Consider the following 13,974-nt stretch of genomic DNA (forward strand, 5'->3'; position numbering starts at 1 on the left):
ATCCGGGCCACAAACGGATTCGCACCCGGAGTGACCGCCCTGACACGCTCCGCCCCGACGCCCTCCCGCCGACCCGGCCGCAGCCCCGGCCGCCGACCCGGAGAACGACGACGGCGGGGCCGCGTCCGAAGACGCGGCCCCGCCGTCCGGGCCGTCCGGCTCCCGGTCGTCAGCGCATCGAACCCGTGCGGAGCAGGGTGCGGATGACGCGCATCGCGACGGAGAGGCTGGACAGCTCGTAGTTGTCCGAACCCCTTATGTCGTCGAGCGTGCTCTTGGCGCGGTTCAGCAGGGTGGAGTTGAGCTCCGCCCAGGCGGTGTACCGCTCCTCGGGGGTCGCGCCCTCGGGGCCGCAGGCCAGGATGTCGGCGGTCAGCGCCGCGTGGGCCGCGAAGAGGTCCTCGCGGATCGCCGCGCGGGCCATCGACGACCAGCGGTCGGTCCGCGGCAGCTCGATGATGCGGTCGAGCAGGTGGGTGATCTGCAGGCGGTCGGCCAGGTCGTAGTACAGCTCGGCGACCTCGGCGACGTCCTTGCCGGACCGGTCCGCGACCTCGGTGATGTCCAGGGTCGGGAAGGTCGAGGACAGACCCGCGATCCGGGTGGCCAGCTCCTCCGGCACGCCGGCCGCGGCGAGCTCGCCGTAGACCGACTCGAACCAGGCCAGGTCCTCGCCGCGCAGCGGCTTGGGCAGCGAGCCCCAGACCTGGTTGACCCGGTCGTGGAAGAACTCGATGGTGCCGGCGATGTCGAGCGGCTGGCGGCGGTTGTTGAGCATCCACCGGGTGGCGCGCTCGACGAGCCGGCGCGAGTGCAGCCGCATCCTGGTCTGGGCGCCGGCCGGGACCCGGTTGTCCAGGGCCTCGATCTCGGACCAGATCTGCTCCAGGCTGAAGACGGCCCGCGCGGCGGTGTGCGTCCGGGCGATCTCCTCGTACGTGGCGCCGGTCTCCTCCTTCAGCCGGAAGGCGAAGGTGCAGCCACCGCGGTTGATCGTGTCGTTGACGATCAGCGTGGTGATGATCTCGCGGCGCAGCGCGTGGTTGTCGATCGCCTCGGCGAACCGGGCCCGCAGCGCGCTGGGGAAGTACTCGTGCAGCGCGGTGCGGAAGAACGGGTCGTCGGGCAGCTCGGTGGCGAGCAGCTCGTCGGCCAGGGTGATCTTGGTGTAGGCGAGCAGCACCGACAGCTCGGGCTGCGAGAGGCCGCGGCCGTTCTGCTGACGCTCGCGGATCTGCCGCTCGGTGGGCAGGAACTCCAGCCCGCGGTCGAGCCGGCCGTCGCGCTCCAGGCGGTTGATCATCCGGGAGTGGACGTTGACCATGCTGGTCGCCTGGGCGACGGCGTTGGCCAGCACCACGTTCTGCGCGTAGTTGTTGCGCAGCACCAGGTGGCCGACCTCGTCGGTCATCTCGGCGAGCAGCTGGTTGCGCTGCTTGACCGTCATGTCGCCGTCCCCGACGACCTGGTTGAGCAGGATCTTGATGTTGACCTCGTGGTCCGAGGTGTCCACCCCGGCCGAGTTGTCGATGGCGTCGGTGTTGATCCAGCCGCCGGCGCCCTGCGGGCCGCCGGACGCCGCGTACTCGATCCGGCCGAGCTGGGTGCAGCCGAGGTTGCCGCCCTCGCCGACGACCCGGACCCGCAGTTGCTCGCCGTTGACCCGGATGGCGTCGTTGGCCTTGTCGCCGACCTCGGCGTTGGTCTCGGTGGAGGCCTTGACGTAGGTGCCGATGCCGCCGTTCCAGAACAGGTCGACCGGCGCCTGGAGGATCCGCTTCATCAGCTCGGCCGGGGTGAGCCGGCTCTCCTCGACGCCGAGCGCGGCCCGCACCTGCGAGGTCAGCTGGATCGACTTGGCGCTGCGCGGGAAGACCCCGCCGCCGGTCGAGATCAGCGACTTGTCGTAGTCGTCCCAGGAGCTGCGCGGCAGCTCGAAGAGGCGGCGGCGCTCGGCGTACGAGACGGCCGCGTCCGGGTTGGGGTCGAGGAAGATGTGCCGGTGGTCGAAGGCGGCGACCAGGCGGATGTGCTCGCTGAGCAGCATGCCGTTGCCGAAGACGTCACCGGACATGTCGCCGATGCCGACGACGGTGAAGTCCTCGGACTGGGTGTCGTGGCCGAGCTCGCGGAAGTTGCGCTTGACCGACTCCCAGGCGCCGCGGGCGGTGATGCCCATGCCCTTGTGGTCGTAGCCGGCCGAACCGCCGGAGGCGAACGCGTCGCCCAGCCAGAAGCCGTACGACTCGGCGACGCCGTTGGCGATGTCGGAGAAGGTCGCGGTGCCCTTGTCCGCGGCGACGACCAGGTAGGTGTCGTCCTCGTCGTGGCGGACCACGTCCGCCGGGTGGACGACCTCGCCGCCCTTGAGGTTGTCGGTGATGTCCAGCAGCGCCGAGATGAAGGTCTTGTAGGAGGAGATGCCCTCGGCCAGCCAGGCGTCCCGGTCCACCGACGGGTCCGGCAGCTGCTTGGCGACGAAGCCGCCCTTGGCGCCGACCGGCACGATGACGGTGTTCTTCACCATCTGCGCCTTGACCAGGCCCAGGATCTCGGTGCGGAAGTCCTCACGCCGGTCGGACCAGCGCAGACCGCCGCGGGCGACCTTGCCGAAGCGCAGGTGCACGCCCTCGACCTGCGGCGAGTACACCCAGATCTCGAACGCGGGGCGCGGGGCCGGCAGGTCCGGGATGGCCTTCGGGTCGAACTTCATCGACACGTAGGAGTGCCAGGCGCCCGCTTCTCCGGTGTGCTGGAAGAAGTTGGTGCGCAGGGTGGCCTTGATGAGGTGCAGGAAGGAGCGCAGGATGCGGTCCTCGTCCAGCGAGGCGACCTCGTCCAGCGCGCCGGACAGCTCCTCCAGGATGGCGTCGGTCAGCTCGGCCGCGCCCAGCTGGTGGCTGGGGCTCAGCCGGGCCTCGAAGAGGTTGACCAGCAGCCGGGTGCTGTGGGTGTTGTTGCGGAGCGCGTCCTCCATGTAGTCCTGGGAGAACGTCGAGCCCGCCTGGCGCAGGTACTTGGCGTACGCGCGCAGCATCATCGCCTGGCGCCAGGTCAGCCCGGCGGTCAGCACCAGCTCGTTGAAGCCGTCGTTCTCGGCCTTGCCGGTCCAGGTGGCGGCGAAGGTCTCCTGGAAGCGGTCGCGCGCCTCGTCGGTCAGCTCGACGGCCTCGCGCAGCCGCAGGCCGAAGTCGTAGACCCAGGCGGTGGTCTGGTCCGAGCGGGTCAGCGCGTAGGGGTGCTCGTCGAGCACCTCGACGCCCAGGCGCTGCAGGACCGGCAGGACCTCGGTCAGCGAGATCGGGCCGCCGACCCGGTAGATCTTGAAGCGGCGCTCGTCGTCGCCCGCGCCGACCGGCTGGTACAGGTTGAGGCGGAAGTCGCCCTCGCCGTGCAGCGACTCGATCTGCTTGAGGTCGGCGACGGCGGTGCGCGCGGTGAAGTCGGCGCGGTAGCCGTCGGGGAAGGCGTTGGCGTACTTGCGGGACAGCTCGGCGGCCCGCTCCTCGCCCAGCTCCAGGTGCAGCTGGTCGTTGAAGCCGTCCATCCAGAACCGGGCGGCCTCGGCGAGCTTGCCCTCGATCCGCTCGATCTCGGCGTCGGTCAGGTGCGGCAGCTCGCTGCCGGGGGTGACCCGGACGACGAAGTGCAGTCGGGTCAGCACGGACTCCGTCGACCAGACCGTGTAGTCGATCGAGGCGCCGTTGAGCTCCTGCATCAGGATGTCCATCAGGCGCAGCCGGATGCGGGTGGTGTAGCGGTCGCGCGGCAGGTACACCAGCGCGGAGAAGTAGCGCCCGTACTCGTCCTGGCGCAGGAAGAGCCGCAGCCGGCGGCGCTCCTGGAGGTAGAGCACGCTGGTGGCGATCTGGAGCAGTTCCTCGGCCGGGGTCTGGAAGATCTCGTCCCGGGGGAAGGTCTCCAGGATCTGCACCAGGTCGCGGCCGTCGTGGCTCTCGGTGGAGAAGCCGGAGCTGAGGACGACGTCCTGGACCTTGCGGCGGACCACCGGGATGCGGCTGACCGACTCGGTGTAGGCGGCGGCCGAGAACAGGCCGAGGAAGCGGCGCTCGCCGACGACCTCGCCGTTGGCGTCGAACTTCTTCACGCCGACGTAGTCGAGGTAGGCCGGGCGGTGCACGGTGGAGCGGCTGTTGGCCTTGGTGAGGACGAGCAGCTTCTTCTCGTGGGCCTTGGCGCGCACCGGCGCGGAGAGCCGGCCGAAGGCCTCGCTGACCGGGTGGTGGTCGTCGTCGTGGCTGAGCGGGTCGGAGCGCAGGATGCCGAGGCCGGTGCCGGCGACGGCCTTCAGGACCTCCTCGCCCTCGTGCTCCACCAGGTCGTACTCGCGGTAGCCGAGGAAGGTGAAGTGGTCGTCGGCCAGCCAGCGCATCAGCTCCCAGGCCTCGCCGACCTCCTGCTCGGGCAGGTGGGCCGGGGGCTCCTCGGCGAGCTCGTCGGCGAGCCGCAGCGCGGACTCGCGCATCTTCGTCCAGTCCTCGACGACCTCGCGGACGTCGCCCAGGACCCGGCGCAGGTCGGCCTCGATCGCGCGGAGGTCCTCGCGGTCGGTCTCGCGGTCGACCTCGATGTGCATCCAGGACTCGACGACGGCGTCGGCGGGCCACTCGGCGCCGGCGGCCTGGCTGCGGGCGCAGGCGTCGATGTCCAGGATCTCCAGCAGCTTGCCGGTGATGTCACGGCGGACCACCAGCTGGGGGTGGATCACGATGTGGATCGCCCGGTCCTGGCGGGACAGCTCGTTGGTGACCGAGTCGACCAGGAAGGGCATGTCGTCCGTGACGACCTCGACCACGGTGTGGCCGCAGGACCAGCCGTTCTCCTCCACCGACGGGGTGTGCACGCGGACCTCGGCGGTGCCCTGCGGGCGCTTGAGGCCGAGGCGGTAGTGGGAGGCGGCCGCGCCGTACACGTCGACCGGGTCGCGGTCGACCAGGTCCTCAGGCGCGGTGTGGAGGTAGTAGTGGTGCAGGTACGCGGTCAGAGCGCCGTTGCTCAGACCCTCCCCCGGCGCCGCTCCCCCCACCTGGCTGTTCTCAGCGGCTGCTGCTGCCTTCGTGAGCAGTTCGGCCTTGGCTGCGTCCAGCTTGGTCTGCATGACTTCTTGGCTCCTGTCGCGCGCCGTTGCGTGACTCGGTGGTGTGTGGTCTCACCGCCGGGTCCACCGCAATCCTGCCGCACCAACCGGCTGAAAGGTCTCCATGGCGCGCATGAAACACCTCCGCAGCGGGTAGGACGAGACGTTCGGCCTGCAGCCACCCGACGACGCCAGCCAGCCTAACGGGCCGATTCGAAGGTGTCAGGGGACAGGGAGGCGCAATCCTGCAGGAAGATCCCGCCGTCCTGGACACCATGTCCAATCCGACCCGCTGTGTTCGCCATCAGCCCATATGCGGGTGAACATACGTGGTCGGCGGGACGAAGGTCTCCTTGATCGACCGCGCCGAGGTCCAGCGCAGCAGGTTCTGGGCGGCGCCGGCCTTGTCGTTGGTGCCGGAGGCCCGGCCGCCGCCGAACGGCTGCTGGCCGACGACCGCGCCGGTCGGCTTGTCGTTGATGTAGAAGTTGCCCGCCGCGAAGCGCAGCTCCTCCACCGCCTGTGCGATGGCGTAGCGGTCTTGCGCGATCACCGCACCGGTGAGGCCGTACGGCGCGCCCGAGTCCACCCGTCGGAGGACGTCTTCCCAGCGGGAGTCCTCGTAGACGTGGACGGCCAGGATCGGACCGAAGTACTCGGTGCGGAAGATCTCGCCCCGGTGGTCGGAGGAGACCAGCACGGTCGGGCGGACGAACCAGCCGATCGCGTCGTCGTACTGCCCGCCGGCCGCCAGCTCCACCGTCGGGTCGGCCTTGGCCCGGTCGATCGCGTCGCGGTTCTTCTCGAAGGCGCGCCGGTCGATCAGCGCGCCCATGAAGTTGGACAGGTCGGTGACGTCGCCGACGGCCAGCGCGTCCACCTCGGCCAGGAACTCGTCCTTGATCGTCTGCCAGAGGCTGCGCGGCAGGTAGGCCCGGGAGAGCGCCGAGCACTTCTGGCCCTGGTACTCGAAGGCGCCGCGGATCAGCGCGGTCCGCACGATCGCCGGGTCGGCCGAGCGGTGGGCGAGCAGGAAGTCCTTGCCGCCGGTCTCGCCGACGATCCGCGGGTACGTCCGGTAGCCGCCGATGTTGGCGCCGACGGTCTGCCAGAGCGACTGGAAGGTGGCGGTGGAGCCGGTGAAGTGCAGCCCGGCGAGGGCGGGGTCGGTGAGTGCCACCTGGGAGAGCTGCTGCCCGTCGCCGGTCACCATGTTGATCACCCCGGGCGGCAGGCCGGCGGCCTCCAGCAGGCGCATCAGGTAGTACGCGGCCAGGGTCTGGGTGGGCGCCGGCTTCCAGACCACGGTGTTGCCCATCAGGGCCGGCGCGGTCGGCAGGTTGCCCGCGATGGCGGTGAAGTTGAACGGGGTGATCGCGTAGACGAAGCCCTCCAGCGGGCGGTGGTCGGTGCGGTTCCACACCCCGGGCGAGGAGATCGGCTGGTCGGCCAGGATCTCGCGGGCGAACCGCACGTTGAACCGCCAGAAGTCGATCAGCTCGCACGCGGAGTCGATCTCGGCCTGCTGGACCGTCTTGGACTGGCCCAGCATGGTGGCCGCGTTGAGGGTCTCCCGCCAGGGGCCGGCCAGCAGGTCGGCGGCGCGCAGGAAGACCGCCGCCCGGTCGTCGAAGGACAGCCCGCGCCACTCGCGCCCGGCCGCCAGCGCCGCGTCCACCGCGGCCCGGGCGTCCTCCCGGGTGGCGTTGCCCAGCACCCCCAGCTTCGCCGCGTGGTGGTGCGGCTGGACGACCTCGATCCGCTCGCCGCCGCCGAACCGCTGCTCGCCGGCGATGGTCATCGGCAGCGGGATCTGCTCGGCGGCCAGCTCGTCCAGCCGGCGCACCAGCCCGGTCCGCTCCGGGCTGCCGGGCGCGTACCCGTGCACCGGCTCGTTGCCCGGGGTCGGGACCTGGGTGACTGCGTCGATGGGCATGGCGGCTCCGCTCGTCGTCCTGATGGCCTGGCGTCAATCCAGACTGACGAGCGGAGGGCCGGTTCGCCCGCTCGGACACGCCACCGGTGGACGTGGTTCGCGCCACGTCCGGGCGCCGGGCCACCGGACGCCGGGCCACCGGACGCCGGGCTACCGGGCCGGACTCAGCCGACCAGGCTCGCGGCCAGCTCGACGGCCTCGGCCAGGCTGTCCACCACCGGGACGCCCACCGGCTCCAGCTTCGCCCGGGTGTGCGAGCCACCGGTGTACAGCACCGCGTGCGCACCCGCGCTCAGCGCCGCCAGCGCGTCGTCCGCGGCGTCGCCGATCAGCACCGTGCGGGCCGGGTCCACCTGTTCCCCGAGCGCGGCCAGGTGCCTGGCCAGGTGCTCCGCCTTCTGGCCACCGGCGGGCCCGCTGCGGCCGTCCACCCGGAGGAAGTGACCGGTCAGGCCGAAGCCGTCGACCACCGGCAGCAGCTTGTGGTGCTCGTACATCGACAGCAGGGACTGGCTGTGCCCGGCCTCCCCCCAGCCGCTCAGCAGCTCCAGCACGCCCTCGGTCAGCCCGCACGCCACGCTCAGCTCCAGATAGCGGTCGTGGAAGACGTCGTCGAGCCGCAGCCACTCGGCGTCGGAGGGCATCCGACCGAGCAGCCGCTGGTAGAAGCGGGGAATCGGGATCTCGTACTGCTCGCGGTACTCCTGCATGGTCATCGGGCCGATGCCGATGGTCGCGAACGCGGCGTTGCTCGCGCCGAGCACCGCCTCCATGTCGTGGAAGAGCGTGCCGTTCCAGTCCCAGACGATATGAGTGCGCACGCAGGGAACGGTAACCCCGGTCACCGACGAAGCGGTACGACGGGGTGGCCGGGGCCCGGCGGGCGGGCGGCGCGAGGCGGGCCGCTCAGGCCGCCCGGGCCGGGCTCAGGGCAGCAGGGCGGCGATCTCCTGGGTGGCGAACCAGAGCAGCTCGTGGTCCTCGGCGCCGTCCACGGTGAACTGGGCGTCCTGATCGCCCTCGTCGGCCGCGGCGACGGCCGCGACCGCCGCCTCGACGTCCGCGACCACCTCCTGGTCGGCCACGTCCGCGTGCACCGCGGCCGCCTTCGCCAGCCGCACCGGCCCGGCCAGCACCACCCGGCCCAGCGAGGCCTGGTCCTGGTACTCGTCGCCGGGGAACGGCCGCACCGCGGAGTCGGCGACGTCCAGCGCCACCACCACCCGGCGGCGCGGCGCCTGCGGGTCGGCGGCCAGCAGCCGCAGCGAGGACTGCGCGGCCCGGTTCAGCGCCGCGTACTCCAGCTCTTCGAGGTCGTCACTGACGTACCACTCGCGCAGCGCGGGGGTCACGGCGTACGCCGCGGACTGCTCCAGGGCGCCGCCCGGGTGCGCCGCTGCCAGGCCGGTCAGGGTGGTGGGCACGTACACGCGCATCGGTGGCACTCTCCGGTTCGTCCAGCGGCACAGCTTCCAGCGCCCCAAGAATAAGCGCCGGGGTGGCATCCGTGATCACGCGCTCACTCCCGCCCGCACCCCCGGCTCCCGGCGACGGCGCCGCGCACCGCTGGTGCCGCCGGGAACCGGGCCGGCCGGCGGCCCTGCGGCGTGCCGGACACGGCCGCCGACCACCCGGGGCGCCGGCCGGATCACCGCACGCGAGGGGACCGGGCGCCCCCGGCGGCCGGGCACGCCCTCGGCCGGAGCACGCGCCCCCGACCGCCACGACCCGCCGCACGCGCTGCCCCCACCGGCGACCGCCCGCGCGCGGGCCGGATCACCGCACGCCGTCCAGGGCCGCCCGGCTGGTCCGCAGCGCGCTCTCCAGCACCGCTCCGCGGCGGGCCGGGTCCATCATGTTCGGGCCCATCACCGTCAGGTCCGCCAGGGTCGGCGCGAGCAGGTGCACCCGGACGCCGCTCGCCCGCAGCAGCCGGGTCTCCCGCATCAGCTGCCTGGTCACCGCCCGGCGGTAGCGGCCGACCAGCTGGGCGAGCACCCCGCGCGGGCGGTCCCGGGCGCGCCACTCGCGCAGCGCCACCACGGTGCCGCGACCGGGCTCGGCGCGCCCGCGCGGGTGCAGCCGCAGCGCCATCGGGGCGAGCACGAACACCTCGTCCAGACCGCGGCCGAGCATCAGATCGGCGTTGGTGGCCGACCAGCAGCCGCCGTCCACGTACGCCGAGCCGTTCACCCGGACCGGGGCGAACCAGCCGGGGATCGCGCAGGAGGCCATCACCGCGTCGGCGACGGCGGCGGCCGGCGCGCCCGGATCGCCGAAGACCACCCGGCGGCCGCCGCGGTAGTCCACCGCCGCCACCCGCAGCGGCGAGCCGGCCGGCCAGCCGTCCCCGCCCAGCAGACCGCGCACCAGCTCGCCGACGGGCTCCAGCGAGCCGCGGCCGTGCGGCGCCATCGCCGACACCATGGTCAGCAGCGGGTACTCGCGCGGGTGGCGGACGGCGTCCCGCAGCAGGCCCGGCGAGCCGATGCCGGCGCGCGGGCGCGGAGGCAGCGCCCCGCCGACCGCGGTCTCGTAGTCGAAGGCCACCCCGGCCAGCGGGCCGTCCGGAATGGGCAGACCGCGCTGGTGGTCGCGGAGCTCGCCGGTACCGACCCCACCGGCGAGCATCGCGGCGAGGATCGCGCCCGCCGACGTCCCGAGCACCACCTCGGCGTCGCCCGGCCGCCAGCCGACCGCCTCCTCGACGGCGCAGAGCGCGCCGACCGTCCACGCCGCGCCCAGCATCCCGCCACCGCCCAGCACCAGGCCGCGCCGGGGCCGGCCGTCGGCGGGCGGCGCCGACGACGACGCCCGTGTCTGCGCTACCCATGTCGTCATGCCGGCCGCCTGTCCTCGTCGGGGCGCTGTCGTGGTCCGTCCTCCACGGTTCCCGGACCGGCTCCGATCGTGCGCGCCCAGGGCCAGGCGGCGCAACGTCGCGCCCGGCGGGCGCGCCGCCCGTCCCGACGGTGCGGGGTGTCCCCTTTCGGGCCTTCCCGCTGGCCCCGGTACGTCAACCGGGCGCCCTCTCGACGGGCCCGGCAGCCCTTGCGGCGCCGGGTCTTTCACCCGGATAGGTGAGACGGCGGGCGGGCCCGCCGGATGCGCCGAACCCGCTTGCCGCCCCGTGCGGCACCGGGCTACCAAGGACCCGTCCGTACCCGCACCAACTGCCCGGGAGGGCCCCATGACCACCAGCCCGGTCCCCGCCGCCGCCCAGCCCGCCCCCCGACCCGCCGGGCCGGCCGCCGTACCGCCCGGCGGCCACGGTGGCCGGCCCGTCCGCCCCTCGGTCCACCCGCACCGGCCGCACCACCCCACCGCCCGGACCGGCCACCACCCCTACGACGGCCGGCGACCGCGCCGGCCCCGGACCGCCTGCGCCGCCCCCGCCGCCCCGGGCCCCCGCACCGGGCTGAGCACACGGTTCGCCCACCAGCTGGTCGAGGTGCTCACCGGCGCCCGGCCGTCCGGCCAGCTGATGCGGCACACCAGCCTGGACGGCTACGGCCAGCTCGCCTCGCTCGTCCGGATCGGCATCCTGCGGCGCGGCGGCGCCGCCGACCGGCCCCGGCTCGGGCCGGTGCACGACCGGTCGCCCTCGCCCGACGCGATCGAGGCCTGCGTCCGCGTCGACCTCGGCAGCCGGCACCACATGGTGGCGTTCCGGCTGGAGCAGCGCGGGACGGCCGGGCAGTGGCAGTGCACCGCCGTGGAGGCCCGGTGAACCCGCCCGGCGCGACCCTCCCGTCGCACCGCCGTGGAGGCCCGGTGAACCCGCCCGGCGCGACCCTCCCGTCGCACCGCCCCCGGTCCCGGACGGGCGCCGCACCGGGCCGCGGCGGCCGGCCCGCACCAGATGCCCACGGCGGCTTCCGCGACGGCGCCACGCGGCCCGCACGGGCCGCGTGGACCCCGCGGTCCGACCCCGCCCCACGGTCCGACCGGCCCGCCGACGCCGTGGGCACCGGCAGCGGCACCGGCGCAACGGCGCAGGGCGCCACCCCCCTGCGGGAGTGGCGCCCTGCGTGGCGGCGGACCGGGCGGACCGGCCCCGCCTCAGCTCTTGCGACGGCGGCCCTTGGCCGACTTGGCGGCCTTGCGGCGCTCGGCGCGGGTCAGCCCGTCGCCCTCGTCCTCCGGCGCGAGGTCCTCGAAGTCACCCTCGACGACACCGCCACCGACCTCGTCCGAGGGGGCCGTGTAGTGCAGCCGCTGCGGCTTGGGGGCCTCCAGGCCCTTGGCCTTGATCTCCGGACGGGCGGCGTCCTTCTCCAGCTTGTCGAGCAGCACCTCGGCGTCCTCGACCGGCACCTCCTCGACCTGCTGCTCGACCTGGACCTCCAGGTTGAACAGGTAGCCGACGGACTCCTCCTTGATGCCCTCCATCATGGCGGTGAACATGTCGAAGCCCTCGCGCTGGTACTCGACCAGCGGGTCGCGCTGCGCCATGGCCCGCAGGCCGATGCCCTCCTGGAGGTAGTCCATCTCGTAGAGGTGCTCGCGCCAGCGGCGGTCCAGCACCGAGAGGACGACCCGGCGCTCCAGCTCGCGCATGATCTCCGCGCCGAGCTGGTCCTCGCGGGCGCCGTACTGCCCCTGGATGTCCTCCTGGATGACCTTGGTGAGGAACTCCGGGGTGAGTCCGGCCGTGCCGCCGGCGTCCTCCTCCAGCTGCTCCAGGTCCAGGGTGACGGGGTAGAGCTGCTTCAGCGCCGTCCAGAGCTTGTCGAGGTCCCAGTCGTCCTCGTAGCCCTCGCCGGTGGCCGCCTTGACGTACGCCTCGACGGTGTCGTCCATGAAGTGGCCGACCTGCTCCTGCAGGTCCTCGCCCTCCAGGACGCGGCGGCGCTCGCCGTAGATGACCTCGCGCTGGCGGTTCAGCACCTCGTCGTACTTGAGGACGTTCTTGCGGATCTCGAAGTTCTGCTGCTCGACCTGGGTCTGTGCCGAGGCGATGGCGCGGGTGACCATCTTGGACTCGATCGGCACGTCCTCGGGCACGTTGGCCATCGAGAGCACGCGCTCGACCATGCCGGCCTTGAACAGGCGCATCAGGTCGTCGCCGAGCGACAGGTAGAAGCGGGACTCGCCCGGGTCGCCCTGACGGCCGGAACGGCCGCGCAGCTGGTTGTCGATCCGGCGGGACTCGTGCCGCTCGGTGCCGAGGACGTAGAGGCCACCGGCCGCCTTGACCTCGTCCTGCTCCGCCTTCACGGACGCCTTGGCCTTCTCCAGCGCGGCCGGGAACGCCTCCTCGTACTCCTCCGGGGTGTCCACCGGGGTGATGCCGCGCTGGGCCAGCTCGGCCGCGGCGAGGTGGTCGGAGTTGCCGCCGAGCATGATGTCGGTGCCACGGCCGGCCATGTTGGTGGCGACGGTCACGGCGCCCTTGCGGCCCGCCTGCGCGACGATCTGCGCCTCGCGCTCGTGGTGCTTGGCGTTCAGCACCTCGTGCGGGATGCCGCGCTTGCGGAGCTCCTGCGACAGGTACTCGGACTTCTCCACCGACACGGTGCCGACCAGCACCGGCTGGCCCTTCTCGTGCTTCTCGGCGATGTCCTCGACCACGGCGGCGAACTTGGCCGGCTCCGACTTGTAGATCAGGTCGGGCTGGTCGATGCGCAGCGGGTCCCGGTTGGTCGGAATGGGCACCACGCCGAGCTTGTAGATCTGGTGGAACTCGGCGGCCTCGGTGGTACCGGTACCGGTCATTCCGGAAAGCTTGTCGTACAGGCGGAAGAAGTTCTGCAGGGTGATGGTGGCCAGCGTCTGGTTCTCGTTCTGGACCTCCACCCCCTCCTTCGCCTCGATCGCCTGGTGCATGCCCTCGTTGTAGCGGCGCCCGGCCAGGATGCGGCCGGTGTGCTCGTCGACGATCATGACCTCGCCGTTCATCACGACGTAGTCCTTGTCCCGCTTGTACAGCTCCTTGGCCTTGATGGCGTTGTTCAGGAAGCCGACCAGCGGGGTGTTCACCGACTCGTAGAGGTTGTCGATGCCGAGGTAGTCCTCGACCCGGGTGACACCCTCCTCCAGCACGCCGACGGTGCGCTTCTTCTCGTCGACCTCGTAGTCGCGCTCGATCTTCAGGCGCTGCACCAGCTTGGCGAAGTCGGCGTACCACTTGGTCGCCTGGTCCGCCGGGCCGGAGATGATCAGCGGGGTACGGGCCTCGTCGATGAGGATCGAGTCGACCTCGTCGACCACCGCGAAGTTGTGGCCGCGCTGGACGAGTTCGTCCTTCGACCAGGCCATGTTGTCGCGCAGGTAGTCGAAGCCGAACTCGTTGTTGGTGCCGTACGTGATGTCCATCGCGTACTGGCGCTTGCGCTCGGCGGGCGTCATGTTGCCCAGGATCACGCCGACTTCGAGGCCGAGGAAGCGGTGCACCCGGCCCATCCACTCCGAGTCGCGCTCGGCGAGGTAGTCGTTGACCGTGATCAGGTGGACGCCCTTGCCGGTCAGTGCGTTGAGGTAGGTGGGCAGGGTGCCGACCAGGGTCTTGCCCTCACCGGTGCGCATCTCGGCGACGTAGCCGAAGTGCAGCGCGGCGCCACCCATGATCTGGACGTCGTAGTGCCGCTGCCCGAGCACTCGCCGGGCGGCCTCGCGGACGGTCGCGAACGCCTCGGGGAGGATGTCGTCCAGGGACTCACCGTCCGCGATCCGCTGCTTGTACTCGTCGGTCAGCGCGCGCAGCTCGGCGTCGGTGAGGTTGACGAAGTCCTCTTCGATGGAGTTGACCTGGGCAGCAATCCGCTGCAGCTTGCGAAGGATCTTGCCTTCGCCGGCGCGCAGGATCTTGTCGAAGACGGACACTTGAGCGGGCTCCTTGCCTGTATTGGCACTGGACGACTGCACGACGGGTTTACCCCACCGCACGGGCCATCGTATGCGAGGAGTCCAACACCCCGGGAGGTGCGTCAGCACGCTA

General features: G+C 72.2%; 7 protein-coding genes. 1 reads left to right on the top strand and 6 read right to left on the bottom strand.

Annotated elements, in window-relative coordinates:
• Positions 1–169 precede the first annotated feature (169 nt).
• The 5 genes from OG618_RS14925 to OG618_RS14945 form a co-directional block, all read right to left on the bottom strand.
• Entirely contained in the window at positions 170–5,119 is a 4,950-nt protein-coding gene (locus tag OG618_RS14925) for an NAD-glutamate dehydrogenase (protein WP_329487895.1), read from the bottom strand.
• A gap of 283 nt (positions 5,120–5,402) precedes the next feature.
• Entirely contained in the window at positions 5,403–7,028 is a 1,626-nt protein-coding gene (gene pruA / locus OG618_RS14930; RefSeq protein ID WP_329492118.1) for an L-glutamate gamma-semialdehyde dehydrogenase, read from the bottom strand.
• 170 nt (positions 7,029–7,198) lie between these two features.
• Entirely contained in the window at positions 7,199–7,855 is a 657-nt protein-coding gene (locus OG618_RS14935) for an HAD family hydrolase (protein WP_329487896.1), read from the bottom strand.
• Positions 7,856–7,960: 105 nt separating this feature from the next.
• Positions 7,961–8,470, bottom strand: coding sequence for a DUF6912 family protein (locus OG618_RS14940; RefSeq protein WP_329487897.1), 510 nt, complete (start codon positions 8,468–8,470; stop codon positions 7,961–7,963).
• Between the two features lie 340 nt (positions 8,471–8,810).
• Positions 8,811–9,875 (bottom strand): patatin-like phospholipase family protein, encoded by a 1,065-nt coding sequence (locus OG618_RS14945; protein ID WP_329487898.1) that lies wholly within the window; start codon positions 9,873–9,875, stop codon positions 8,811–8,813.
• Between the two features lie 349 nt (positions 9,876–10,224).
• Between OG618_RS14945 and OG618_RS14950 the strand changes: the two genes are divergently transcribed.
• Positions 10,225–10,764 carry an Rv3235 family protein gene (locus OG618_RS14950; RefSeq protein ID WP_329487899.1) on the top strand — a complete coding sequence of 180 codons (540 nt, stop codon included), beginning with the start codon at positions 10,225–10,227 and terminating at the stop codon, positions 10,762–10,764.
• A 332-nt stretch (positions 10,765–11,096) separates the two neighbouring features.
• Here OG618_RS14950 and secA read toward each other — a convergent pair whose 3' ends face one another.
• Positions 11,097–13,859 (bottom strand): preprotein translocase subunit SecA, encoded by a 2,763-nt coding sequence (gene secA, locus OG618_RS14955; RefSeq protein WP_329487900.1) that lies wholly within the window; start codon positions 13,857–13,859, stop codon positions 11,097–11,099.
• Between the last annotated feature and the right edge of the window lie 115 nt (positions 13,860–13,974).

The organism is Kitasatospora sp. NBC_01246 (assembly GCF_036226505.1).
Taxonomy (GTDB): domain Bacteria; phylum Actinomycetota; class Actinomycetes; order Streptomycetales; family Streptomycetaceae; genus Kitasatospora.

Bases quoted from the DNA above. Each gene is read 5' to 3' on its own strand.
- OG618_RS14940 (WP_329487897.1), bottom strand. From the start codon at position 8,470: ATGCGCGTGTACGTGCCCACCACCCTGACCGGCCTGGCAGCGGCGCAC.
- OG618_RS14945 (WP_329487898.1), bottom strand. From the start codon at position 9,875: ATGACGACATGGGTAGCGCAGACACGGGCGTCGTCGTCGGCGCCGCCC.
- OG618_RS14925 (WP_329487895.1), bottom strand. From the start codon at position 5,119: ATGCAGACCAAGCTGGACGCAGCCAAGGCCGAACTGCTCACGAAGGCA.
- OG618_RS14950 (WP_329487899.1), top strand. From the start codon at position 10,225: ATGACCACCAGCCCGGTCCCCGCCGCCGCCCAGCCCGCCCCCCGACCC.